This window comes from Stenotrophomonas sp. YJH_SMC_25, assembly GCF_059369595.1.
On the sequence record NZ_JCAFSV010000004.1, the window covers coordinates 44,428 to 70,208 of the forward strand.

At 65.2% G+C, this 25,781-nt stretch carries 19 protein-coding genes; 10 read left to right on the forward strand and 9 right to left on the reverse strand.

Annotated features, from left to right (window positions below):
* The first annotated feature begins 57 nt into the window (after positions 1-57).
* On the forward strand, positions 58-1,761 hold the full coding sequence (locus AC5P7E_RS06800; RefSeq protein WP_060380055.1) for a PTS fructose transporter subunit IIC: 1,704 nt from the start codon (positions 58-60) through the stop codon (positions 1,759-1,761).
* A gap of 83 nt (positions 1,762-1,844) precedes the next feature.
* Positions 1,845-3,098 carry a carbohydrate porin gene (locus AC5P7E_RS06805; protein WP_060380056.1) on the forward strand — a complete coding sequence of 418 codons (1,254 nt, stop codon included), beginning with the start codon at positions 1,845-1,847 and terminating at the stop codon, positions 3,096-3,098.
* A 42-nt stretch (positions 3,099-3,140) separates the two neighbouring features.
* Here the strand turns inward: AC5P7E_RS06805 and AC5P7E_RS06810 are convergent, their stop codons facing one another.
* Positions 3,141-4,070, reverse strand: coding sequence for an aromatic alcohol reductase (locus tag AC5P7E_RS06810; protein ID WP_032963456.1), 930 nt, complete (start codon positions 4,068-4,070; stop codon positions 3,141-3,143).
* Between the two features lie 143 nt (positions 4,071-4,213).
* Here AC5P7E_RS06810 and AC5P7E_RS06815 point away from each other — a divergent pair, with 143 nt between their 5' ends.
* Together AC5P7E_RS06815 and AC5P7E_RS06820 are read left to right on the forward strand one after the other, a co-directional pair.
* Positions 4,214-4,579: a winged helix-turn-helix transcriptional regulator gene (locus AC5P7E_RS06815; RefSeq protein WP_232622059.1), complete on the forward strand. Its 366-nt coding sequence runs from the start codon at positions 4,214-4,216 to the stop codon at positions 4,577-4,579.
* A gap of 49 nt (positions 4,580-4,628) precedes the next feature.
* Positions 4,629-5,228, forward strand: a complete 600-nt coding sequence (locus tag AC5P7E_RS06820) for a fasciclin domain-containing protein (protein ID WP_197588817.1) — start codon at positions 4,629-4,631, stop codon at positions 5,226-5,228.
* 84 nt (positions 5,229-5,312) lie between these two features.
* Here the strand turns inward: AC5P7E_RS06820 and AC5P7E_RS06825 are convergent, their stop codons facing one another.
* Complete coding sequence (locus tag AC5P7E_RS06825; RefSeq protein ID WP_181453520.1) at positions 5,313-6,512, reverse strand: serine hydrolase domain-containing protein; 1,200 nt, start codon at positions 6,510-6,512, stop codon at positions 5,313-5,315.
* 145 nt (positions 6,513-6,657) lie between these two features.
* Here AC5P7E_RS06825 and AC5P7E_RS06830 point away from each other — a divergent pair, with 145 nt between their 5' ends.
* The 3 genes from AC5P7E_RS06830 (at position 6,658) to AC5P7E_RS06840 (ending at position 11,171) form a co-directional block, all read left to right on the forward strand.
* Positions 6,658-6,840 (forward strand): hypothetical protein, encoded by a 183-nt coding sequence (locus AC5P7E_RS06830; protein ID WP_146257160.1) that lies wholly within the window; start codon positions 6,658-6,660, stop codon positions 6,838-6,840.
* Positions 6,841-6,929: 89 nt separating this feature from the next.
* On the forward strand, positions 6,930-9,596 hold the full coding sequence (locus AC5P7E_RS06835; RefSeq protein WP_111118036.1) for a TonB-dependent receptor: 2,667 nt from the start codon (positions 6,930-6,932) through the stop codon (positions 9,594-9,596).
* Between the two features lie 66 nt (positions 9,597-9,662).
* The gene (locus tag AC5P7E_RS06840) at positions 9,663-11,171 is read left to right on the forward strand and encodes an MFS transporter (protein WP_111108932.1); all 1,509 of its coding nucleotides are present in this window, start codon (positions 9,663-9,665) and stop codon (positions 11,169-11,171) included.
* Between the two features lie 66 nt (positions 11,172-11,237).
* Here AC5P7E_RS06840 and AC5P7E_RS06845 read toward each other — a convergent pair whose 3' ends face one another.
* Entirely contained in the window at positions 11,238-12,284 is a 1,047-nt protein-coding gene (locus AC5P7E_RS06845) for a LacI family DNA-binding transcriptional regulator (protein WP_099473214.1), read from the reverse strand.
* Between the two features lie 216 nt (positions 12,285-12,500).
* Here AC5P7E_RS06845 and AC5P7E_RS06850 point away from each other — a divergent pair, with 216 nt between their 5' ends.
* Together AC5P7E_RS06850 and AC5P7E_RS06855 are read left to right on the forward strand one after the other, a co-directional pair.
* Positions 12,501-15,077, forward strand: coding sequence for a glycoside hydrolase family 3 protein (locus AC5P7E_RS06850; RefSeq protein ID WP_099473212.1), 2,577 nt, complete (start codon positions 12,501-12,503; stop codon positions 15,075-15,077).
* A 162-nt stretch (positions 15,078-15,239) separates the two neighbouring features.
* Positions 15,240-16,517 (forward strand): arsenic transporter, encoded by a 1,278-nt coding sequence (locus AC5P7E_RS06855; protein ID WP_099473210.1) that lies wholly within the window; start codon positions 15,240-15,242, stop codon positions 16,515-16,517.
* A 25-nt stretch (positions 16,518-16,542) separates the two neighbouring features.
* Here the strand turns inward: AC5P7E_RS06855 and AC5P7E_RS06860 are convergent, their stop codons facing one another.
* From AC5P7E_RS06860 to AC5P7E_RS06880, 5 genes are all read right to left on the reverse strand, one after another.
* A complete protein-coding gene (locus tag AC5P7E_RS06860) occupies positions 16,543-17,976 on the reverse strand; it encodes an OprO/OprP family phosphate-selective porin (RefSeq protein ID WP_114618381.1) in 1,434 nt (477 codons plus the stop codon).
* A 134-nt stretch (positions 17,977-18,110) separates the two neighbouring features.
* Positions 18,111-18,887, reverse strand: coding sequence for an ABC transporter permease (locus AC5P7E_RS06865; protein WP_005409726.1), 777 nt, complete (start codon positions 18,885-18,887; stop codon positions 18,111-18,113).
* Positions 18,871-19,704 (reverse strand): ABC transporter ATP-binding protein, encoded by an 834-nt coding sequence (locus AC5P7E_RS06870; RefSeq protein WP_005413494.1) that lies wholly within the window; start codon positions 19,702-19,704, stop codon positions 18,871-18,873. The genes AC5P7E_RS06865 and AC5P7E_RS06870 overlap by 17 nt, the downstream gene beginning before the upstream one ends.
* A gap of 14 nt (positions 19,705-19,718) precedes the next feature.
* Positions 19,719-20,777: an ABC transporter substrate-binding protein gene (locus AC5P7E_RS06875; RefSeq protein ID WP_005409728.1), complete on the reverse strand. Its 1,059-nt coding sequence runs from the start codon at positions 20,775-20,777 to the stop codon at positions 19,719-19,721.
* Positions 20,778-20,852: 75 nt separating this feature from the next.
* Positions 20,853-21,974 carry a 4-oxalomesaconate tautomerase gene (locus AC5P7E_RS06880; RefSeq protein ID WP_099497791.1) on the reverse strand — a complete coding sequence of 374 codons (1,122 nt, stop codon included), beginning with the start codon at positions 21,972-21,974 and terminating at the stop codon, positions 20,853-20,855.
* Positions 21,975-22,083: 109 nt separating this feature from the next.
* On the opposite strand from AC5P7E_RS06880, the gene AC5P7E_RS06885 reads away from it, so the two are divergent.
* A complete protein-coding gene (locus tag AC5P7E_RS06885) occupies positions 22,084-22,986 on the forward strand; it encodes a LysR family transcriptional regulator (RefSeq protein ID WP_005409730.1) in 903 nt (300 codons plus the stop codon).
* Between the two features lie 65 nt (positions 22,987-23,051).
* On the opposite strand, the gene AC5P7E_RS06890 is transcribed toward AC5P7E_RS06885, so the two are convergent.
* Positions 23,052-25,700: an excinuclease ABC subunit UvrA gene (locus tag AC5P7E_RS06890; RefSeq protein WP_111118039.1), complete on the reverse strand. Its 2,649-nt coding sequence runs from the start codon at positions 25,698-25,700 to the stop codon at positions 23,052-23,054.
* Positions 25,701-25,781 lie beyond the last annotated feature (81 nt).

Consider the following 25,781-nt stretch of genomic DNA (forward strand, 5'->3'; position numbering starts at 1 on the left):
TCGGGCCGACCGCAGCGCCTTCGGCAAGCACGAGCCCGAAGAATTCCAGGAGTTTCCATGCACGCTTCCAACGTAGTCATCGCCGCCGGCGAACGCAGCATCGAGGCGGTTCTTGCCGCCGAAGCGCTGCGCCGCGCCGCCCGCCAGCGCGGGCTCGAGCTGATGATCGAGATCCGCAGCGACCAGGGCGTGACCGGCGCGCTGTCTGCCTCGAACGCCGCCGCCGCGACGCACCTGCTGCTGGTGGGTGACGGTGAGGCGGACATCGCGCGCTTCGCCAATGCCGGGATCGTGCATGCGAGCCTGGGCGAGGTACTGGACGACCCGGTTGCGGCGCTCGCACCGCTCGTGGCCGCGGTGTCGGGCAACGCCGGCACGCATGCGGGCAAGCGCATCGTCGCCGTCACCTCCTGCCCCACCGGCATCGCCCACACCTTCATGGCGGCGGAGGGCCTGCAACAGGCCGCCAAGGCACTGGGCCATGCAATCCGGGTCGAAACCCAGGGCTCGGTGGGCGCGCAGGACGCGTTGAGTGACGAGGAAATCGCTGCCTCCGACCTCGTCCTGATCGCCGCAGACCGCGAAGTCGATCTGTCGCGCTTCGCCGGCAAGCGCCTGTTCAAGAGTGGCACCAAGCCGGCGATCAACGATGGCCAGAACCTGATCCGCAAGGCGCTGGCCGAGGCCGGCGTGCAGGCCGGTACCGCGACTCCGGGCCGCACGGCCGAAAAAACCAGGGCCACCGGCCCCTACAAGCATCTGATGACCGGCGTGTCGTTCATGCTGCCGTTCGTCACTGCCGGTGGCCTGCTGATCGCACTGGCGTTCGCACTCGGCGGCATCTATGCCTTCGATGACGCGCACAAGGGCACGCTGGCGTGGTCGCTGTTCCAGATCGGCGCCAAGTCCGGCTTCATGTTGATGGTGCCGGCGCTGGCCGGTTACATCGCCTACTCCATCGCCGACCGGCCCGGCATTGCGCCCGGCATGATCGGCGGACTGGTAGCAGTGAACATGGATGCTGGCTTCATCGGCGGCATCCTGGCTGGCTTCATTGCAGGTTATGGCGTGCACTGGATCAACCGTGCGCTGCGCCTGCCGCGCAGCCTGGAAGGCCTCAAGCCGGTGCTGATCCTGCCGGTGCTGGGCACGCTGCTGGTCGGCCTGTTGATGATGTACGTGATCGGCACGCCGGTCGCCGGGCTGCTGGCGTGGCTGACCGACTGGCTGCGCGGCATGCAGGGCGGCAGCGCGATCCTGCTTGGCCTGCTGCTGGGCGGAATGATGGCGGTGGACATGGGCGGGCCGGTCAACAAGGCGTCCTACGCGTTCTCTACTGCATTGATTTCCAGCCAGGTCTACACGCCGATGGCGGCGACGATGATCGGCGGCATGACGCCGCCGCTGGGTATTGCACTGGCGACATGGCTGTTCAGCAACCGCTTCACCGCCGAGGAGCGCGGCACGGCCGGTGCCGCCGGCGTGCTTGGCCTCAGTTTCGTGACCGAAGGCGCGATCCCCTACGCCGCACGTGATCCGCTGCGCACCATTCCGGCGCTGATCCTTGGTTCTGCCGTGGCAGGTGCAATCTCGATGGCCGCTGGCGTCGAGCTGAAGGTGCCGCACGGCGGCGTGTTCGTGCTGCCGATCCCGAACGCAGTCACTCACCTCGGCATCTACCTGTTGGCACTGCTGGCCGGCGTGGCTGTCACTGCGGTCGCGCTGCGCATCCTCAAGAAGCCGGTCACCACGCCGGCCTGATCCACCCCATCGCCAAGACCCTGCCACCTCCCCTGCGCACGCAGGGGCGCAGCGACCTACGCCCTGCACAAGGACCCTCGCCCATGACCCGCTCTTCCCGACACGTGTTGCCGATGGTGATCGCGCTTGCCCTGCCATCCCTGGCTGCCACCGCAGACGCGAGCGACGTCTTCACTCCCAAGCTCGCCTACACCGGCGAGGCCGCCGCCACGCTCGATGGGGGCAAGCGCAGCGGCACGGCCTATGCCGGCCAACTGATGTTCGGTGCCGACGTGGACCTGGACGCTGCGTTTGGCTGGCGAGGCGCGACGATCAAGGCCTACGGCATCAATCGTCATGGCACCAACCTCGCCAACAGCAGCACGGGCAACAGCACCTCGGTGCAGGAAATCTTCGGTGGCCAGGGCACGCGCCTGGCCAACCTGACGCTGGAGCAGAAACTGCTGGACGACCGGCTGGTGCTTGAGGCGGGACGCAGCGTCGCCAACATCCATCATCTAGGTTCGGAGTTGTGCCAGTACTTCCAGGGCAACTCGGCCTGCGGCAACCCGACCTACGTATTCCGTACCAGCAACTTCACCTGGTGGCCTGTATCGAGCTGGATGGCTGATGCCACGGCATGGGTGACGCCGGATGTCTACGTACGCGTGGGCGCGTACCAGGTCGACCCGAGCCAGGCCGAAGATGGCCAGCACGGCCTGAAATGGAGCACGAACCAGGCCACTGGCTGGATCGTGCCCTACACGATCGGCTGGCGCAGCCCCGCGTCGGCGCGCTTGAAGGCCCGCTACGAACTGGGTGGCTGGCAGGACAACTCGACCTACCGCGACCCGCTGCGCGATGCCAATGGCACGCCGGCGCTGCTCAGTGGCCAGGAGTACGCGACACGTCATGGTCGCTCCGGTGCGTTCGCCCGCTTCGAGCAGCAGCTCAGCAGCGATGGCAGCGGCCGTGGCCTGACCCTTTTCGGCGCCGCGCTCAAGGGCACCTCCGGCCAGGTGATCGAGGATCACTTCCTTCAGGCCGGGCTGGTGCAGAAAGGTACGTTCGCCAGCCGACCGCAGGACAGCATCGCCTTCGTCGTGACGCAGCAGAAGTACAGCAGCATCGCGCTGGAAAACCTGCGCCTTGCCCGTGCCGCAGCGGGCGGCAGCGGCACCCCGCACGGGAGCCAGGTGATGATGGAGCTGAGCTATGGCATCCAGGTCACCCCCCAGCTTCGGGTCGCGCCGAACCTGCACTACATCGTGCATCCGGACCAGTTCAACGAACCCGCACGCCAGCGGGACCTGCCGAATGCGCTGATCGCCGGCCTGCGGGTCGATTGGAGTCTGTAGGAGAATCCGTTTTCGTCCACGCGATTGCCGCTCAACGGCTCATCAAGTCTCGAAGTGGGCTTTCAGCCAGTCGTCGACACCCTCCAGTTTCACGCCAATGCTGGCATTGAACGTCCCGTCCAGGCTCCAGGAGACGCCCCTGCCCTGGGCGAAGGCAGCACGGTACTTCCTGATCATGTTTGATGGGTCACTGGCAAGCTCCTCCATCAGCTGGGGAACGCTCCACACGATCAGCTTGAAGGGAGCACCGAACTTTTCCTCAAGGATGGCGGGCAGCTGCTCATAACGGACCGTGTCTCCCGCAAGATAGACGATCTCGTTTCGAAGGGGGGGCGAGTGGAAGACGATCTGTGCAGTCATTGCACCGATGTCCTCTGGTGTGGTCAGCGTAACCGCATTGGAGGCTGTGCCAAGTGCATTGACCTTTCTGCCGGGAAGATCGATGACGCCAAACTCCGGCTCGAAGAGGTAGCTGGTGAACATGCCGGTGGAAATGACCACCCAGTCCATTTCGGCCTGTGAGCGGAGATAGTCGCGTACATCCAGCTGGGCGTCGAAAAGATCCTGTGGCCCGCCGCGTCCGATGGCGTCAAAGTCGACCCCGAATTGCCAAGGGAAGTACCTGGTAATGCCCGACTTCACGGCGGCGCGCGCTACCTTCATGGGAGTGTCGCGGCCAGCGGCGTAGCCGGTGCAGCCGATGACCGTGTCATAACCGGAAAATAGATCAGCCAGCTCATCGACCGTGGCAGTGACCAGGTCGCCAGGAACGAGGGCCACTCCCAGCGAGCGGATCTGGTCAATGACCGTACGCTTGTCCGGTAGTGTGGATTCAATCGACGCAGGCCTCAGCATCACGCTGATGGTTGCGTCATGCACAACCGCGAGCTGGGCCAGGTTGCGGATGACGGGCATTCCGAGTTCGCCGGCACCCAGCACCAGGATTGAGCGGGAAACAATCGGGGGAGACATTGAAACCACCATCTGTGTGTACGATGGCGGCGATTCTGCGCCCCTCCCTAGTTGCCACGTAAGAAGGCACACCGATGATACCGACCGCACCGTTCATGAGCACCGATGAGCTTCTGCGACATTCACAATCGATATGCGACGGCATGAGCGCGGACGACGACGGTCTGCGCCGCGAGGTGCTCGCGCATGCCGGCAGCCGCTGGTCGCTGGGCATCATTCACGCCCTGGGGGTCTACGGAACACTGCGTCACGCCGATGTGGCGCGGCGGATGAAAGGAGTCACGCAGCGTATGCTGACGCGTACCCTGCGTCAGCTTGAAAGGGACGGACTGATCCATAGGCAGGATTTCCGTGAGGTTCCGCCGCGCGTGGAGTACACCATCACTCCGCTGGGCAGGGAGCTGCTGGTTCTTATGATCCCGATGTGGACCTGGGTAGTGGGACACGCCGAGGAATTCCGCCGCTGCAGGGAGAATTTCGACACGCATCACGGCCCTCCCCCTGACTGACCCGGCCTGCATCCGGTGCATCCAGGCGCTCCCGCCAGCCGTATGTAGGATGCCCGCGCTGTGCGGGCATCCTATCGAGGAACGCACCGTGAACGCTCTTCAGCGCATCGCCGCCGCAGTCAGCTTCGCCTTACTCGTCTCAGCCGCTTCCGCCAGCTTCGCCGCAGCTCCGGTAATGGTTGGCGGGGCCGAGATGTACCCGACCAGGACCATCGTTGAAAACGCCGTGAACTCCAAGGATCACACCACTCTGGTGGCAGCGGTCAAGGCAGCAGGCCTGGTCGAGACCCTCAATGGCGCCGGTCCCTTTACCGTCTTTGCGCCCACCAATGCGGCCTTCAACAAACTTCCAGCAGGCACGGTCGATACACTGGTAAAGCCTGAAAACAAGGCGCAGCTCACCCGGATCCTCACCTACCACGTGGTCCCAGGACGGTTCAGTTCCGCCCAGCTCCTGGCCGATGCCAGGAAGCACGGTGGAAAAGCCACGCTGAAGACAGTGCAAGGCGAGCCGCTTACCGTGGCACTTCACGACGGCACGTTGTGGGTGATCGACGCCAAGGGCGGCAAAGCAGGTATCAGCATCGCCGACGTCAACCAATCCAATGGCGTCATCCACGTTGTCGATACCGTGCTGATGCCGAAGTAGTGGCGCGCCCTGCCAGACCCTGCCACTCCGGCCAGCAGCATGAAGCAGTGGACGAGGATCCGGGCGCAGGCCCGGCTCCTCCGTTCACTGAAGCGCCTGGGCCAGCGTGAGTACATCCGCCGGGAAGGTCGCGTAGTCATCCAGTGGAGCGCGATGGCTGTCGCGTCGGTGGATGAGGCGCACGGCAACCACTTGCTGTTGCGGAACGATGACCAGGTGCTGGCCCAGGTAACCGTTGGCGGCGTAGGCAACAGTTGGGCCGCGCTGGATGTCGAACATGTCGGACAGCTTGAGTCCACGACCGGTGATCTCGCTGCCATAGTGCTGCGGCCAGTCCGCCCCAAGGCGCTCCGCCACGTACGCAATCAATGCACTCTTGCTGTCGAATACCCTGCCCCCGGTGGCCAGCAATGCCTGCTGGACCGGAGCGCTGACCCCATGCTGCGCCAGGAAGCCGGCCATCTGGCCCTTCAGCTCATAACGCTCCCATGCTGGAATGCGCCACCACAGAAGACCAACATCCGGGGAGCGGGCACTTGCTCCAGTCAGCAGTGCCACCGATCGCTCGCTCAGCATGCGCGTACCCGCCGGGGTCACGCCGCCATCAAGCAGTAGCTGCCCGATCTTCGCCAGATCGCGGGCACTCAGCGACAATCCGGCCATGCCCAAGGGGGTGCCCGCACCGTCCTTCAACCAGGTATATCGGGCAATGCCCAGCGGTCTGAACAGGCGCTTCTCAAGGTAGGCATCCATCGGTTCCCCTGCCAGACGCTCGACAATGCCGGGCAGCAGATTGGTAGCCTTGTTGTTGTAGGAGAACGTGGTACCTGGATCGCTGCTCAGCTCTGCCGCCAGTGCGAGCTTGACCAGGTCCGGCGCAGCTTCCAGCTCTTCCCCCGCGTTGGCCACGTTCTGCAGGCCAGAGGTATGGTCCAGCAGCATGCGTACCGTGATGTCCCTTTTCCGCCCCTGCTTCCACTCCGCGAAGATGTTGCTTACCGGCTCGTCGACCGAGGCCAGTTTTCCGTCGTCCAGCAGTAGCATGATGGCCAGTGCCACCACCGACTTGGTGGCCGACATGAGGTGAACCGGCTCCTCGCCGGTCTCTGGCTGTGGCTCCAGCAGTGTTTTTCCATCCTTCCAGACAAGCACCGCGTCGGAATGCGCGGCACGGGCGTTGCGTTCGATCGTCGCGACGGCGTCGGCCGTGGTGGTCGTGCTGGCCAGTGCAGGGAGGGCCAGCATCAAGGCCGCGAAGCTGGACAACCATCGTGCAGTTTTCATGGGCATCTCTTCCGGTGAATGCCTGTCCACATTGCCTACAGCTGTAGTCACGACCGAGTGCCTGAAGTCATGCCCGGCCACATGACAGCATCAGCACCACGCCCCCTGCATGGCCCCGTAGTCCGCCAGCGGATACGCGAAGCCGATGGCCCTTGCTGCCGCCCCGCTTTCTGATGGTTCCAATCCAGCCGTTGCAGTCGCAGTCAGGGCGCAACGCCGCTCGATTTCGTTTCGCATTGCAGCAAATGCGGCGTGCCAGGCAGCACTGCTGATCGCTCAACTGTCTGATTTCCCGAGCTTCTGGTCATCCATCGTTCATTCTGATTGACAGCGTTGTCAGGTCGCGCTTACAAGAGCCCACGTCCGGCGCGTGGCGCGGGAACGTCCAGACATCACTTATGGGGAGAGAGGGACCCTATGACCGGCCATTTCAGGAAGAGCACACTCGCACAGGCAGTACTTGCCACCATCGTCACCGCCACTGCAGCGCTGCCGGTCGCAGCGCAATCAGTCAAGGAAAGCAGCTCGACCGCAACCAGCGAGTCACGGGAGGCCTCAACGCTGGACGCCGTCATCGTCACTGTCGAACGCCGGGAACAGGACCTGCAGAAATATGCAGGTACCGCCCAGGCAATCTCCGCGGACGATACGCGTGCGCTGGGCATCAACAATGAGCTGCGCAACATCCAGGCCCTGGTGCCGGGCATGAGCATGGCCAACCAGGAAGGCAACCTGGAGATCTTCATCCGCGGCGTGGGCTCTTCGAACAACACCGAACTGGGTGATCCGGGCGCCGCGCCTCACATCAACGGGGCCTACATTGCACGACCGCGCGGTCTGGGCGGCATGTTCTACGATGTCGAGCGGGTGGAAATCAACAAGGGCCCGCAGGGCACGCTGCGCGGCCGCAATGCGCTGGCAGGCACGCTGAACATCATCACCAAGCGCCCCGACCTGGAAGCCTTCGGTGGATATGTGCAGGCCGAAGTCGGTAATCGTGACCACCGGGGTGGCGAGTTCGCACTGAACCTGCCGATCGGCGGTGGCGCGGCCTTCCGCGTGGCCGGCTACAAGGTGGAGAAGGACTCACCGTTCAAGAATGCGGGCCGCGCGCAGGACCTGGAACCGGCTGGTGTGCAGGACGACCGGGGGGCACGCCTGTCGTTCCTCTACCAGCCGGATGACAAGCTGTCGATCTTCGCCATGGCCGACATCGGCAAGGAAGGCGGCACCGGCTATCCCGGTGCCAATGTCTACACTGCCGCGAAGGCCGGTTATCTGCCGGACGATGTCGATCTGCGCAAGATCATCTACCGCGGCGCGCAGGGCAAGCTGGACAGCACCAACTGGGGGGCGCAGACCAGCATCTCCTACGACTTCGGCAAGGTAGCGGTGGAATACAACGGCAGCTACCGCAACGTGGACTACCGCCAGACCAACGCGCAGAGTGAGGGCATCCTCTGGCCGAACCGCAACATCGATCCGGTATCGCCCAGCAACCCGGGTGGCATCGACTACGACAACTACTCCACGCAGTATTGGCTGACCGAGTCGGAGTCGCAGGTGCATGAGCTGCGGTTCACGTCCGACCAGGACGAGCGGCTGCGCTGGACCACCGGCCTGTTCCACTTCAACGAGGACCAGCGGGTGGGCTACCTTTCGCTGGTGGACAAAGGGCGCTGGTATTCGGGCACTGAATTCACCATGCCGAAGGTCAATGGCAAGTCTTCCGCCGTGTTCGCCGATGGCACGTTCGACGTCAACGATCGCCTGCGCCTGAAGGGCGGCCTGCGCTACTCCGAGGAGAAGAAGTCACGTTACGGCATCGGCGGCAACTGGTCGCTGGGCCTGCCTGGCCAGGGCGGGGACTTTGCCACGCGCCTCGGCACGCCCGGCTTCGAGCCCGCGTTCATGAGTCGTCCGAACTTTGATGTCAGCAACATCACCTCGCAGGCGGAGATGGCCCGCTTCCTGCTGCAGGGCGTGCTGCGACACGGTCGCAACGACACCTTGCTGCAGCAGATCGGCGCGGTGCCCGATGGCGGCCCATTCGGTTGCGTCGACCGTCCCGACATCGGTGGCGATACCGTCGATTGCCCGTACCAGAGCTGGGCCCAGGTCAGCGCGATTCCGGCCCAGCAGTTCGGCAAGAGCAAGTTCAGCTTTACCGACTGGCGCGCAGGCTTCGAGTACGACGTGAGCGACGACAGCCTGCTGTACGGCCTGGTATCGACCGGCCACAAGGCGGGCGGCTTCAACGACACGTTTGATCCGAAGGAGATTCCCGAGACCTTCAAGCCCGAATCGATCATTGCCTACGAAATCGGCAGCAAGAACTCCTTCCAGATGCTGGGCCGCACCTCGACCTTCAACGTCAGCGGGTTCTATTACGACTACAGCGACCAGGTGTTCCAGGACCTGGCGGTAATCGGCACCAATCCGACCACCGGTGAAGCCACCGGCTATGCGCTGGTCAACCGCAACGTCGGCAAGTCCGCTGTGTACGGCCTGGAGGCGGAAAGCACCTTGCGATTCCCGCACAACTTCATGGTCAACATCAATGCGCTCTGGATGGACAGCGAGATCAAGCGCGGCACCGTCGCCGATGTCCGCAGCCAGAACTACGACGCCGGTGGCGCCACTTCGTTGATCGACCTGTCCGGCAATGAACTGCCGCTGGCCTCGAAGCTCACCTTCAACGTGCGCCTGCAGCATACGACCGAGCTGCGCTTTGGCACCTTCGACTGGCAGTTGCTGGCCTCGTACCGCTCGGCCTTCTATCTCACCCAGTACAACAACCGGGACGTAGAGTTCATCCGACAGGATCCGGCCACTGGTGAGCTGGTCCATGACCGTACCGAAAGTGCCGCTGCGGCCGGCTTCCCTGACCGCCAGAAGGGCGAGACCACCTTGAACGCGGGCATTGGCTTCACCTCACTGAGCGGCAACTGGCGGGTGGAAGCCTGGGGCAACAATCTGCTGGGCAACGACGTCTCGCAGAAGGCCCTGGTGGGTTCCGGCATCAACGTCCGCTTCCTGAACGATCCGCGCAGCTACGGCCTGCGCCTGCGTTACCAGTTCTGAGCAACGCAGCCTTGAAGGAGGGCCGGTTTCGCCGGCCCTCCGTGCGCAATCACCACGTCCCGCCCTGTGCGACAACGCACGGGGCGTCGCCCTGCCCGCGATGACACGAGAATCATGAAACACACAACCCGCTGGTCGCAGTTCGGTGTACTCATCACCGTCTTCTTCTTCTGGGGCTTCGTTGCCGCAAGCAACGGCATCCTCATTCCGGTGTTCAAGAAGGCGTTCCATCTCAGCCAGGCGCAGAGCATGTACGTGGCGATGGCTTTCTACGTTGCCTACACCGCCGGTTCGCTGATCTACATCGCCGTCTCCCGCGCCATCGGCAGCGACCTGCTGCACAGGGTGGGCTACCGCAACGGCATCTGCCTTGGCCTGCTGGTCTCGGCACTGGGTGCCCTGCTCTTCTATCCCGCGGCCAACACCGGCTCGTTTGCACTGATGCTGTCCGGCCTGTTCATCGTTGGCCTGGGCTTCTCGCTCCAGCAGATCGCAGCCAATACGCTGGCGGTGATCATGGGTGATCCGGCCACTGGATCGCAGCGCCTGACCATGGCCGGCGGTGTCAACAACCTGGGCGCGACGGTAGGCCCACTGCTGGTGAGCATTGCCATCTTTGGCAGCGTGTCAGCGGGCAACACAGAGGCGAGCATCGAGAGCGTAAAGATCCCATACCTGGTGCTGGGCGCCGCCTTCGTACTGGTAGCCGTGCTGCTGCGGCTCTCGAGCGTGCCCAATCATGTCGAGCTGTCCGCGACGGTCCCCGCAGGTGCAACCGGGGCAGATCACCAGACAGATCGCAGATCTGCGCTCGCTTACCCGCAGCTGGTCATGGGCATGATCGCGATCTTCCTTTACGTCGGCGTGGAGGTATCGACCATCGACAATCTTCCAGCCTACCTTGAGCAGCCCTTGAGCAAGGGTGGACTGGGGCTGGAAACCTCGGTGATCGCCCCGTTCGTGTCGCTGTACTGGGCCAGCCTGATGATCGGCCGCTGGGGTGGTGCCGCAGGCGCGTTCGATGTGCGCGCAGGCACCCGGAAGCTGTTGATGCTGGTGTTGCCGTTCGTCGCGTTCGCCATCTACCTTGCCGTCAACGCGATCTCTGGCCACAACTCCGCACAGTTCCTGCACTACGCGCCGGTGATCGTCCTGATGATCATTGCCACCCTGGCCAGCAGGGGCAATCCGTCGCGCATGCTGCTGTACTTTGCCGTGTGTGGCATTGCGGCGCAGCTGGTCGGCATGTTCACCACCGGCATGACCAGTGTGATCGCCTTCATCAGTGTCGGGCTGTTCTGCAGCACGATGTGGCCCTGCATCTTTACCCTGGCCATCAGCGGCCTGGGCCGCCATACCAACCAGGCAAGCAGCCTGCTGATCATGATGATCATGGGCGGCGGCATCGTCAGCTGGGCGCAGGGTGCGCTTGCCGACAAGGTCGGCGTGCACTACAGCTTCATCATTGGCGTGCTGTGTTTCTGTTATCTGGCGTTCTACGCCTGGGCGGCCGGCCGTACACTTCGTCGCCAGGGTGTTGATCTGGAGCGATTGGCAACCGAAGCGGGCCACTGAGCTGAACCGCGCCCCTGCCCTGCCAGCGCGGCGTCCCGATCGCGCCGGCAGGCCGTTGGACCGCGTTCAATCGTGACGGACCGGCCCCGTGGATCGCCGGACCTGCAGGGCGTAGTCAATATCGACCACGCCACCGCTGCCGAGCTCGCGCACTTCCTTGATCAGCTCCATGGCCGCCCGCCGGCCCATCTCTCGGGTGGGCTGGCAGACCGTGGTCAACGCCGGATAGATCTGGCGGGCGATCGGCGTGTCATCGAAACCACAGACAGAGATGTCGCCCGGCACCGAAAGGCCGTGCTCGAACACCGCGCAGATGACCCCGGCCGCCATATCGTCGTTGGCAGCGAAGATGGCAGTCGGCCGATCAGGCCGATCAAGCAGTGCGTTGGCGCCGATGTAGCCGGATTCGTATGAGAACTCACCTTCCAGCACCAGGCTGGGGTCGTAGCGCAGGCCTGCCCTGCGCAGGCCTTCGCGATAGCCTGCCAGGCGCCACATGCTTGCGCCATGCGCGGCGTGTCCCTTGATATGGGCGATGCGGGTATGGCCCAGCGAGGCCAGGTGTGCGATCAGCGCCACCACCGCGCCGATTTCATCCACGACGACGCCCACGTTCCGGTTCTGTTCCTTCGCCGAAATGCTGGAGTACGGAATGCCCAGGTCGACCAGGCGTTCCAGCAGGGCCGTGTCGTCGGTCAGGGGCGGCGTCAGCACCACGCCGTCGAGCTGCGACTGCATGATCAATGACTCGACCTTTTCCACGATATCGGCCGCGTCGTAGATCAGCGGAGCGAGCATCAGGTTGTAGTGCTGTTCCATGCAGGCATCCAGCACCCCCATCTCGATCTCCATCAGATAGTTCGAGGACGGATTATCGAAGAGCATCGCGATCAGGTAGGAACGCCGGCCGGCGAGGACCCGTGCAGAGAGCAAGGGACGGTAACGCAGCTTTTCCACTGCCGCGTCCACCCGGGCCCGGGTGCTCTTGGAGACGTTCGGCTCGTTGTTGAGCACCCGCGAGACGGTCTTCATCGAGACCCCGGCCGTTGCCGCGACATCCTCGATCCGCACGCGTCCCGGCCTGCCTGCGAGCACCTGCTCAGGTCCCGGCATCCCCCGCCCTCTGCCCGTCATAGCCTCACCATCTCTACCGAAATCCTGCACCACGGGATGTGGATGCAGATGCAACTTTATCCTCAAAACCCATGCCGCTGTGCAGCAAGCATTCGTTCCACGGGCTGGGTATGCTCGACTTCGACTGACAACGCTGTCAGGTTGCTTTCTGGTCGCCGAGCCCATCCAAGCCACCCTTCCGAGATGATTGTTCCGATGAACGTCCGTCATTCCGATCGTGCGAAGCGCAACCCCGTTCTACGTCCACACCGCCTGCTGCTGGCTGCATCGCTTGCCATGGCGCTGGTGCCTGCGACCGGTGCGGCCCCTGCCCCGGTGAACGACGCAGGTACCATCACTCCCGCGCACTGGCCCAAGGCAACCTGGCCGCTGGCCAACGATCCGGCCATGGAACGACGCATCGACGCGCTGATCGCATCAATGACGCTGGAAGAAAAGGTCGGCCAGATCGTGCAGGGCGATATCGCCAGCATCACGCCCGACGACGTGCGCAGATATCGATTGGGTTCAATACTGGCGGGCGGCGCATCCGACCCAGGTGGCCGCTACAACGCAAAACCCGCCGAATGGCTTGCGCTGGCCGACGCGTTCTGGGAAGCCTCGATGGACACGCGCAACGGTGGCAAGGCCATTCCCATCGTCTGGGGCATTGATGCGATGCATGGCCAGAGCAATGTGGTGGGTGCCACTCTGTTCCCGCACAACATCGGCCTGGGCGCAGCGCGCAACCCGGAACTGCTGCGCGAGATCGCAAGGATCACCGCTGCCGAAACCCGTGTGACCGGCATGGAATGGACCTTCGCGCCGACCGTGGCCGTTCCGCAGGACGACCGCTGGGGGCGCACGTACGAAGGCTACTCGGAAGATCCGGCATTGGTGGCCAGCTATGCAGGGGCCTTCGTCGAAGGCCTGCAGGGCAAGGCGGGGGCTGCTGACTTCCTCGACGACCACCACGTGATGACCACGGTCAAGCATTTTCTCGGCGATGGCGGCACGGGCAACGGCAAGGACCAGGGCAACACCACGGTCAGCGAGGCAGAACTGCGCGACATCCATGCCGCCGGATATCTGCCTGCGATCAATGCGGGCGCGCAGTCGGTGATGGCGTCCTTCAACAGCTTCCATGGCGAGAAGATGCATGGGCACAAGCCGTTGTTGACCGATGTGCTGAAGGGTCGGATGGGCTTCGGCGGCTTCGTGGTCGGTGACTGGAACGGCCATGGCCAGATCAAGGGCTGCAGCAACACCGATTGCGCGAAGACCTATGTTGCCGGCCTGGACATGGCGATGGCGCCGGACAGCTGGAAAGGCATGTACGAAAGCACGCTGGCCCACGTGAAGGACGGCAGCCTGCCGGAGGCGCGGCTGGACGATGCCGTTCGCCGCATTCTGCGGGCGAAGATGCGCATGGGCCTGTTCGACAAACCCAAGCCGTCCGAGCGCGCATTGGGCGGCAGATTCGAGCTGCTCGGGTCGCCGGCGCATCGCCAGGTGGCGCGGCAGGCCGTGCGTGAATCGCTGGTGCTGCTCAAGAACCAGAACCAGCTGCTGCCACTCCCGCCGAAACAACGGGTACTGGTTGCGGGCGATGGCGCGAACGACATGAGCCGTCAGGCGGGCGGCTGGACGCTCAGCTGGCAGGGCGATGGCACGCGTCGCGAGGACTTCCCGAATGCTGAAACGATCTGGGAAGGTCTGGAGGCACAGGTCAGGTCGGGCGGCGGCCAGGCCGAACTGGCGGTCGATGGCCGCTACCGCAACCGGCCGGATGTGGCCATCGTGGTGTTCGGCGAAGATCCGTACGCCGAGTTCCAGGGCGACCTGCCGAACCTGATGTTCAAGAACGGCAAGTCCGGAGACCTGGAGCTGATGCGACGCCTGAAGGCAGACGGCATTCCGGTCGTGGGGGTGTTCCTGAGCGGGCGCCCGTTGTGGCTGAACCGCGAAATCAACGCCGTCGATGCCTTCGTGGCCGCGTGGCTGCCGGGATCGGAAGGTGGGGGCGTGGCCGATGTGCTGCTGCGTGGGGCCGATGGGCGCGTGCAACACGATTTCCGCGGAAAGCTGAGCTACTCCTGGCCACGCCGCGCCAACCAGTACCAGAACAACGTGGGGCAGAAGGACTACGATCCGCAGTTCGCCTTCGGATACGGCCTGACCTATGCCGACAAGGGAAATCTGCCTGCGCTTTCCGAGGACCCGGGCATTGATCCGGACGCCGCCGGTAGCGGTACCCTGTTCGATCGTGGTGTGGCCGGCACCGGCCTGATGCTTCGCCTGACTGCCGCCAATGGCGAATCGACCGATGTCGTGCATCCCAATGCAACGACTGCCGACCAGTCACTGGCGATGGTCGCAATCAACACCGATGTGCAGGAGGGCGCACGCCGGTTCAGTTTCCGGGCGCCGGCCACGGTGGCGTTGCAGGCCAATACTCCGCTGGACTGGTCGCGCGAGACCAACGGCGAGCTGTCCGTGGTAGCAACCGTGCGTGTCGAACAGCTCCCGGCAGAAGCCGCAGTGACACTCGGTACCGCCTGCGGGGCGGCCTGTGCTGCCGAGGTTGCGCTGGGCCCTGCGCTGTCGGTGGCGCCGCGCAATGAGTGGGTCAGGCTGGGCGTTCCCCTCAAGTGCCTGGCCAAGGCCGGGGCGGACATGAGCCGCTTGAACGTGCCGTTTGCGCTGCGCGCCGGAAAGGGCACAACGCTTGCGATCACCTCGGTCGTACTGGGCACCGAGTTCGATCGCAAGGTGGAGTGTGCGTCGCAGTAGGCGCGGTGTTGAATGCCCTGGTGCGGCCGTCACGTAACGTGCCGCGCCAGGGCCTTTGCTGGGCAGCCGGCACGGTATGATGCCGCAACCCCGGCACTTGCACTGATCGCAGCGGGCGCCTGCACGCCGATCACATGCGCCGGAGAACCGGCGACGCGGTCGATGGACGGCACCGCGCACGCCCCCTACCCCATGCTCGCTTCCCATTCTTCCCTCATCATCTGGATGGCGGTGGCCGTTGCCACTGTCGGCCTGCTGTTCCGTCCGTTCCGCATTCCGGAGTATGTGTGGGCGCTCGGCGCGGCCGCGCTGCTTCCGCTCAGCGGCACTGTGTCGTTCGGCACTACCTGGCACGCAGTCGCCGAGGGCCGCGATGTCTACCTGTTCCTGGTCGGCATGATGGTGCTGGCCGAGCTCGCCCGCCGCGAAGGGCTGTTCGACTGGCTGGCGTTGTACGCGGTGCGGCACGCGGGCGGATCGGGGCGGCGCCTGTTCGACCTGGTGTTCCTGGTCGGCACGCTGGTGACGGTATTCCTGTCCAACGATGCAACGGCCGTGGTGCTGACGCCGGCGGTCTACGCGGCCTGCAAGGCGGCCCGGGCCAATCCCCTGCCCTACCTGTTCGTCTGTGCCTTCATCGCCAACGCGGCCAGCTTCGTGTTGCCCATCTCCAACCCGGCCAATCTCGTGGTGTACGGCCAGCACATGCCGCCGCTGCTGCAGTGGCTGGCGCAGTTCGCACTGCCCTCGCTGGCGGCGATCGGTGCGACCTATCTTGTGCTGCGCTGGGTGCACCGTCGCGAAATCGCACAGCCGCTGGTGGCCGCGCCGGCGCATCGCCCGTTGACCGAGGGTGGGCGCCTGAGTGCGCTGGGTGTGCTGTTCACCGGCACGGTGCTGCTGGTTACGTCCGCCTTGAACGGGCCGCTGGGCCTGACCACCTTCTGCGCGGGCACGCTGAGCGTGGTGGCGGTGGCGATCCGCCAGCGACGCAGCCCGCTGCCGCTGCTACGCCACGTATCCTGGGGGGTGCTGCCGCTGGTGGCGGGGCTGTTCGTGCTGGTGGAAGCGGTAGCGCAGACCGGTGTCATCCAGAGTTCGGCCAGCGCGCTGCAGGCGCTGGCGAAAACGTCGCCGCACCAGGCCAGCTGGCTGGCCGGCGGCGCCGCTGCACTGCTGAGCAACGTGGCCAACAATCTGCCGGTCGGCCTGGCGGCTGGTTCGTTGGGGCAGATGGCGGACCTGCCGGCGCAGACCCGTGCCGCATTGCTGGTCGGCGTGGATCTGGGCCCGAACCTGTCGGTGACCGGCTCGTTGGCCACGATGCTGTGGCTGATGGCGTTGCGTCGCGAAGGCGAGCATGTCAGCGCGCTCGACTTCCTGCGCGTCGGCGCGCTGGTGATGCCACCTGCACTCATCGCAGCGTTGTTGCTGCTGTGACCAGAGTGCAGGCGGCGCCCCTGCCCTAGAAGACCAGCTGCAGGCGGGTATTGAAGGTGGTGCCTTCATCCATGCCCATTGCACTGCCGCTGCGGTGACGGGTCTGCCAGCGCACGGCTTCGAACATCACGCGACTGAAATCGTTGAGGTACCAGTTCGCGCCCAGGGTCCACGCGTTACCGGTACCGCCACTGGGCAGCTCGGCATAGTCCACGTCTTCATAGCGGCCCTTCAGCTCCCAGGCACCGCCGCCGCCGCGCGTCACCGGATCGGCGACCTTCACCTTCCCCCAGGTACCGGCCTTGCCCGAGTACGACGGCAGCGCCCCCGCCAGGAACCAGCCGGCAGAAATCGCCCACGCCGCGTGGTCGCGATCGTAGCGACCGCCGGCATCGGCCCCGCGCAGGCTTCGCGTACCCCACTCGCCCGTCGCCCACGCCGGGCCGAAGAAGCCGGCCAGTTCGGCACCGTAGGCGGTGCTGCGCTCGGCGCCCAGCAGCGTGCCCGGCGTGATCCTGACCAGATCGTTGAAATGCCCCGCGATGGCCGAACTGCGCACCACGCCGCTGGCCCCGGCGGGAATCTTCTCGTGGAACGCCCATGCGCCCAGATGCAACGTGGCACCAGCGGTGTCCAGCGGATTCCAGTGCACGCGCGTGGCCCAGGTCTGGCTGTCGTTGTCGGTGCCGGCGTTGTTGAGATCGTTGCCGGCCACCGACAGGCTGGCGTGCCAGCCCTTTCCGTACACCCGCTCGGTCAGCCCGACACCGAACAGGCCGCGCTGCGGCAGCATCAACGTGCCGACCACGTTGCGTTCCTGGAACGGCGTGTTGGAGGTGCTGCTGGAGCCATCGATACCGCGATCGTTCAAGCGGTTGCCCATCGTGAGATCGGCCGGCAGGCCGAACAGGGTGTGGTCCAGCGTGGCGTAGACCGACTTCCAGGCCACCGCGTTGTCGGCGAAGTCACCCTCCACCACCCAGCCCAGTGTGCCGTAGCGTCCCTCGGCCCCCAGGCGCACCGAACGGACCTCGGTGCCCGAAACGTTGCGATCACCGACCGCCGAACCGTCCGTACTGGAGGCATCGACGAACAGGCGGCCGCGGGGACGGAACACCGTAGTGCCGTCGGCACTGCTGAACTCCGGTGCGCCTTTGGCCCAGGAGACTTTGGGCTGCCTGGACTGGCCGGATTCCAGTGCGGCCACCCGCGTTTCCAGCGCGGGCGCAGGCGGCGCGGATAGTGCGGCCGCGGTGCCCTGCTCGCCCTCGACGGCGCGGAGGCGCGCTTCCAATTGCTTGATCTGCAGCGCCTGCTGCTGCACCAGGCGTGACAGCTCGGCCCGGCTCAATGGCGCGGGCGGGGATGAAACAGACTGGGCGTCGGCGTGGCCACTGGCCAACAGCAGGCCGAGCGCGACCGGCAGCGCTGCCAGCGGCAGCACGGTGGAAGGGTTCATGGACTCTCTCTCCGGCCAGCCGGCCCCCTGGCCCGGCGCTGGCCTGTTGCGGTGGTGCGGGGGAAGATCGGGGGAGGAAGCTCGCGCCGCCGGATCGGACCGGCGGCGCGGCAGGCGGGCTCAGCCCGGCCCGGTCAGCTGGTGGCCTGTGCCTGGGCGTTGGGACGCCAGGTGATCAGCTTGTTCTCGACCACGTCCAGCAGGGCGTCGATGACCAGCACGAACGCGGCCAGGATGATGATGCCGGCGAACACACCCACGGCATTGAAGTTGCCCTCGGCCTGCGCGATCAGGTAACCCAGGCCCGCCGAAGCGCCGAGGTACTCACCGATGATCGCGCCGACCACGGCGAAGCCGACCGAGGTGCGCAGCGAGGACAGGATCCAGCTGGCCGCTGCCGGGAAGTAGACATGGCGCAGCAGGTCGCTGCGGCTTGCGCCCAGGATGCGGGCATTGGCCAGCACCACCGGATTCACCTCGCGCACGCCCTGCATGGCGTTGAAGAACGTGGTGAAGAACACCAGCGTGACCGCCAGCGCCACCTTCGACCACAGGCCCAGCCCCAGCCACAACACGAAAATCGGCGCCAGCACCACGCGCGGAATCGCGTTGAAGCCCTTGATGAAGGGATCCAGGATGCGCGCCGAGCGCCGGCTCAGGCCCAGCCAGACACCGCCAGCCACGCCCAGGCCGGTGCCGATGATGTAGCCCAGCGCGGTTTCAGTAAGGGTGATGTAGACATGCTGGTAGAACGAGGTATCGGACAACCAGGTCCAGGCCTGCTGCACGATGGCCGTCGGCGAAGGGAAGAAGAACGGATCGATCACGCCCAGCGCGATACCGCCTTCCCAGCCGCCGAACACGGCGACCACCAGCGCGAGCTGGATGAATTTGTCAGTCTTGGCGTGCATAGCTCTTCTCCACTTCGCCGCGCAGGCAGGCCCAGATGTCGCGGTACAGGTCGGTGAAACGGTCATCCAGCTTGATCTCGGCCACATTGCGCGGCCGTTCCAGATCCACGTCGAAACTGCGCACCACGCGGCTCGCCGGGCCGGAGGACAGCACCACCACGCGGTCACCCAGCGCGATTGCTTCTTCCAGGTCATGGGTAATCAGGATCACCGAGCGGCGATCCTCCTGCCACAGGCGCAGCAGCTCGTTCTGCATCAGGTGGCGGGTGTGGATGTCCAGCGCCGAGAACGGCTCGTCCATCAGGATCACCTTCGGCTCGACGATCAGCGCCTGCGCCATCTGCACACGCTTGCGCTGGCCACCGGACAACTGGTGCGGATAGCGATGCTCGAAACCGGCCAGGCCGACCTTGGCCAGCCACGCGTTGGCCTTGGCCTTGCGTTCGGCTTCGGGCACGCCGCGGAAGCGCAGGCCCAGCTCGACGTTCTGGAAAGCTGTCTTCCACGGCAGCAGGGCGTCCTGCTGGAACAGGTAGCCGACCGACTCCTGCACGCCGCTGACCGTGCGGCCATCGATCGCCACGTCGCCCGAGGATGGCTTCAGCAGGCCCGCTACGGAATTGAGGATGGTGCTCTTGCCGCAGCCGGTGGGCCCGACGATGGCGAGGAACTCGCCGTCACCCACCTGGATGTCGACATCGCGAACGGCGGTGAACTCGCCGAAGGACATGGTCACCTTGTTGATGGCGACCATGGTCTGTGCAGGCTCCAGCTGCGGCGCGCCGTTGAGTTGGCGCACGGTGGCATTGAGGGCCATGGGGTTACCTCCGCTTACGGTTGGGCAGCCGGCGCCGCAGCGTTGGCACGCTCGACGAAGGCATTGGTGTAGGTCCTGGACAGATCGATGTTGGCCTTGGCCACATCGGTATTGAACTCACGCAGCACCTTCAACGGCGTCTCCAGGTCGGCCGGCGTGAAGCGTCCATCGCGGGTGAAGATCGCGCGCGCGTTCTCCACCGCGCGGGCATAGGTGGCGCGGTCGCCGGAGACGTAGCTGTCCGGCAGCGCGGCAACGATCTCCTCGGCACTGTTGTCGGCGATGAACTTCAGCGCCATCTGTTCGGCACGGGCGATCTTCTCGGCCGCTTCGGGGCGCTTGTCCAGGAAGCTCTGGTTGGCGTACATCACCGAGGTCGGGTACAGCCCGCCATAGACCTGGCGGGCGCCTTCGTCGCTGCGCGCGTCAAGGATGATCTTCCCGACCTTGCGCTCGGTGATCAGGGTTGCAGCCGGATCGTAGTTGACCAGCAGGTCGATCTTGCCCTGCTCGAGCGCGGCGACTGCAGCAGCGCCCGAGCCGACGCCGATCAGCGAAATGCTGTCGGCCGGAATATCGTGCTGCGCCAGGAAGTGGCGGACGAAGAAGTCGGACGAGGAGCCCGGGGCCGTGATGCCGACCTTCTGGCCCTTGATGGTGTCCGGGCGGGCCGGATCGAAGGTGGCATCCTCGCGGCCGGCCATCACCAGGCCCGAATTGCGCGAAAGCAGCACGAAGGCGACCACATCCTTGCCCTTGGCCTGCATCTGGATGGTGTGGTCGTAGAAACCGACCGCCACGTCGGTGGAATTCGCCACCAGGGCCTGCAGCACCTTCGAGCCACCCTGGGCGAAGTTCTCGGTTTTTACGTCCAGGCCGACGTCCTTGAAGTAGCCCTTGGCATCGGCAATGAAGAACGGAAGGTTGTTGAGGTTGTAGGAGCCGACGCTGATGCGCACGGGTGCATCGTCACCGGTGCCGGTGGATGCGCCTTCCGCGCGCCCGCTGTTGCTGCAACCGGCCGCGGCCAGGCCGGCCGCGCACAGCGCGGCCATGAAGAACTGCTTGTACATCATCCCTCCCAGGAGTGAAGCATCTACGTTGTAATGGCAGGCATGCGCGTCTGCGCCGGCCCTGCCGGGTTCAGATCATGCCGCTGACGTCCATTGGCGGGCTTGGGTGGAACTGGCCATGGCAGGCGCTGGCGTTGTCGCAAACACGCGACCTTCGAACAGTCGGCGTGCGGTGCGGACCACGCTGGCAATCACCGGTGCGTCATCCGAGCTGCGACTGAGGCCCACCTGCAGGTCCCCGCTCGGATGTTCGAGGGTAATGCTGCCGGGAACGGACAGGCACCCGACCAAAGTGTGGGCCAGCGTGCCCGGCGTGACGGCGGCGGTAGCCAGGCCGACCGCACCGGTGATCGCCAGTGCGGTGTGGCATTGGTGCGGCATGAAGTAACGCACCTGCAGATCGCCGCCGTGTTGCGGCGCCGACAGCAGCACCGGCTTGGGAATGACCTTGTTGCCGGCGTCGGCGATGCCCATGCGGGCGCCCGCCTCGATGCGCAGCGCTTCCAGCCGGCGCATGAACGCGGCATCCGCGTTCAGTTCGGCGGGCGAGGCATCACCGTGCACGCCCAGGTCTTCGGCACGCACCAGCATCATCGGCATGGCGCAGTCCACCAGGCTGACCGGCACGCCATCGATGGTTTCCCGGGCGTGGCCGCTGGGCAGCAGCTTGCCGGTGCGGGCGCCTGCGGCATCAAGGAAGGAAAGCCTGACCGGCGCGGCCGAGCCCGGTGCGCCGGCAATGCGCGTATCACCGCGGTAGACCACATGGCCACCCGGCGTTTCCACCGTGGCGATGATCAGCTTGCCGGTGTTGACGTTGTGGATGCGCACCTCGGTCTGCGGATCCTGAGCCTGCACCAGCCCCCGCTCGATGGCATACGGGCCCACCGCCGCCAGCATGTTGCCGCAGTTGGGGGACGTGTCCACCGCCTGCTGCTCCACCCGTACCTGGGCGAACAGATAATCCACGTCGGCGTCTGCCCGGCTGGATCGGTCGATGATGGCCACCTTGCTGGTCAGCGCGTTGCCGCCACCGATGCCATCGATCTGCAGCGGATGGCCCGACCCCATTACTTCCACCAGCAGGCGATCGCGTTCAGCAATGTCCGCCGGAAGATCGCTGGCCAGGAAGAACGGGCCCTTGGATGTACCACCGCGCATGAGTACGCAGGGAATGCTGAGCAGATCGTTGGACATACGTGTGCTAGATTGATGCGTATAGGGGATGAATGACCCCTCTGTGATTCGATACTGGCATGGCCCCAATTGATCTGTGAATTGCTGATTTTTTGATGATTGATACCCAATGAGCATCAATTGCGAAATCCTGGATCTACGCGCATTCCTTCTGGTGTCGGAGACGCGCAGCTTCCACCGCGCCGCGGAGATCCTGCACGTCTCCCAGCCGGCACTCAGCCGACGGATACAGAAGCTGGAGCAGGCTGTGGGTTCGCCACTGCTGGAGCGCACCACGCGCAGCGTCAGCACCACCGCCGTCGGCGAGAACCTGCTGCCGCTGGTGCGTCGCATGCTGGAGGAATTCGATGGATCACTGTTCTCACTGCGGGGCCGGGACGATACGCGGGGCGCTACCGTCACCATCGCCTGCCTGCCCACGGCGGCGTTCTACTTCCTGCCCAGCGTGATGGCGCGTTTCCACGAAGCGCATCCCAACGTGCGCTTCCGGATCCTGGATATCCCGGCCACCGAAGGCCTGCAGGCGGTAGAGCGTGGCGAAGTCGAGTTCGGCATCAACTTCATGGGCGCCAACGATCCGAATCTCGATTTCGACGTGCTGGCCGAAGATCCCTTCGTGCTGGCCTGCCGACGCGATCATCCGCTGGCCCGCAAGCGCAAGGTTGAATGGGCCGATCTGGCCGAGCACCAGCTGATCACCGTGCATCGCACCAGCGGCAACCGCACGCTGCTGGATGGTGCCCTGGCGCGCGAGAACCTCAAGCTGAGCTGGCACTACGAAGTGACCCACCTGTCGACGTCACTGGGCATGGTCGAGGCCGGCATCGGCGTATCGGTCCTGCCGAAAATGGCCACGCCGGACGGGGATCATCCGACCCTGGTGACGCGCACGATTGGTAACCCCGTGGTGTCGCGCACGATCGGGATCGTCCGTCGCCGGGGCGCCCTGCTCTCGCCTACTGCGGAACGCTTTCTGCAGATGTTGATGAGCCAGTGGCGCGGGGAGACCTGAGCATCGTTTGCTGGACAGGCCGCCCCCGGATCTGGCCGAGGGTGATGGCCGGGCATGGCTCGGCCCTACAGAGGAGCCAGCTCGCGCGCAAGGAAAGGCGCTGTCCTGCTTCCCCGCGCGCGGGCCACCTGTTGCGGCGTTCCCTTCGCCACGATGGTGCCACCCGCGCTGCCTGCGCCCGGCCCGACGTCAATCACCCAGTCCGCCTGGGCGACCGCCCGCATGTCATGCTCGATCATCACCACCGTATTTCCTGCGTCGACCAGCCGCTGCAGCTGAACCAGCAGCCTGTCCGCATCCGACGCGTGCAGGCCGGTGGTGGGTTCGTCCAGCACGTAAAGCGTGCGCCCGCGCTGGCTGCGCTGCAGTTCAGTGGCCAGCTTGATGCGCTGGGCCTCGCCGCCTGAAAGCTCCGTGGCCGGCTGGCCCAGCCTCAGGTAACCCAGGCCGATGTCCTGCAGCAGCTGCAACGGCCGGGCAATGACCTCTTCCGCCATGAAGAATGCATGCGCCTGGTCCACGGTCATCTGCAGGACCTCGGCGATGTTGCGGTCGTTCCACAGCACCTTCAGCGTGGCCTCGTTGTAGCGGGCGCCGTGGCAGGTGGGGCATGGGGCATAGACGCTGGGCATGAACAGCAGTTCGACACTCACGAAACCCTCGCCTTCGCAGGTTTCGCATCGGCCCTTGGCTACGTTGAACGAGAAACGACCCGCATCGAAGCGACGACGACGTGCGGCGGGCGTCGCCGCGAACAGTTTGCGTACGTGATCGAACAGCCCGGTATAGGTGGCGAGGTTGGAGCGCGGTGTGCGGCCAATCGGCTTCTGGTCGACCTGCACGACCCGCTGGATGGCGTCCACATCACCGGCCAACTGGCCTCGGGTGGTTTCCATCACCGTCGGCCCGTCGTTCGGCGACGCCTCGGCGCCATCATCCGCGGGTTCATGCCCCAGGTGCAGCAGCATCAGCTCGGGCAAGGCCTGTGCCATCAGGCTGGACTTGCCCGACCCCGAAATGCCGGTCACGGCCGTCAGCAATCCCAGCGGCACCTGCGCGTCCACTCCCTGCAGGTTGTGGCGATGGATGCCCTGCAGTTCCAGCCAGTGGGTGGCGGTGCGCTGCCGACGGGTGGGCGCGGGTACCTGGTCGAACAGATACAGTGCCGTGCGCGACTCCTGCACCTGGCGCAGGCCGCCCGGCTCACCGCTGTAGAGCACGCGCCCTCCCCGCTCGCCGGCCTCCGGGCCCACGTCCACCAGCCACTGCGCGCGGCGCATCAGCTCCAGATCGTGCTCGACCACGAACACCGAATTTCCGCCATCACGCAGCCGGTCCAACGCGTCGTACAGCGCCTGGCTGTCGGCGGGATGCAGTCCGGCCGAAGGCTCGTCGAGCACGTACAGCACACCAAACAGCAACGAGCTGAGCTGCGTGGCCAGCCGCAGGCGCTGCAGTTCGCCGGCGGACAGCGTGGGCGTGGCGCGGTCCAGCGAGAGATAGCCCAGGCCAAGCTCGCGCAGTTGCCGTACCCGCCCCATGACTCCGCCCGCCAGCCGCTGTGCGGCCAGCCGCTTCTCTTCGGACAGGGCCGAGGTCAGGCGCACGTCGGGGGCGCCCTCGTGCGTCGCGCGGCCACTCGCGGCGCGCCGGGCACGATCGCGGGGTGTCGCATGCCTGCTGATAGGTGCACCCTTGCTGTGTGCACCGAAATCACCTTCCGCGATGGGCTCCAGCAGATCCGCCAGTTGATCCAGCGGCAACCGCATGAACTCACCGATATCCACGCCCGCGAAGGTGACCGAGAGCGCTTCCGGCTTCAGGCGCTTTCCGTGGCAGACCGGGCACAGCTTGCCTTCCATGTAGCGGGAAACCCGTTTGCGCATCAGCGCGCTCTGGGTGTTGGCGAAGGTATGCAGCACATAGCGACGCGCGCCGGTGTATGTACCCATGTAGCTCGGCTCGAGCTTTCGCTTGAGCGCAGCCCGGGTCTCGGCAGGCGTGAAGCCTGCATAGACCGGCACGGTGGGCGTTTCCTCCGTGAACAGGATCCACTCCCGATCCTTCTTCGGCAGCTTCTTCCACGGTACGTCGATGTCGTAGCCGAGCGTGACCAGGATGTCGCGCAGGTTCTGGCCATGCCAGGCCGGCGGCCAGGAGGCGATGGCGCGCTCGCGGATGCTCAGCGACGGATCCGGCACCATCAAGGCTTCCGTCACCTCGTAGACGTGCCCCAGCCCGTGACAGGTGCTGCAGGCGCCCTGCGGGGTATTGGGCGAAAAGTCCTCGGCGTAAAGCATCGGCTGGTTGGCCGGGTATGCACCTGCACGCGAATACATCATGCGCACCAGGCTGGACAGCGTAGTGACGCTGCCCACCGATGAGCGCGCGTTGCTGGCGCCGCGCTGCTGTTGCAGGGCCACTGCCGGCGGCAACCCGTCGATGGCGTCCACATCGGGCACGCCGGCCTGGTCGATCAGGCGCCGTGCATACGGCGCAACCGACTCAAAGTAGCGCCGCTGCGCCTCCGCGAAGATCGTGCCGAACGCCAGCGATGACTTGCCGGAGCCCGAAACACCGGAAAACACCACCAATGCATTGCGCGGGATGGAGACGTCGACATTCCTGAGGTTGTGCTCGCGCGCGCCGCGCACCTCGACGCAACCGCTGGCAGCGGCGGCACATGACGATTCACCAAAGGGGGGATTGGACATCTTCGCGATCCTGCGGGCAGTGAGCGGCGCGCGTAGGGGCGCGCCCGATGGTGCATTTTCGCTGCTGCGGGGTGAATGCGG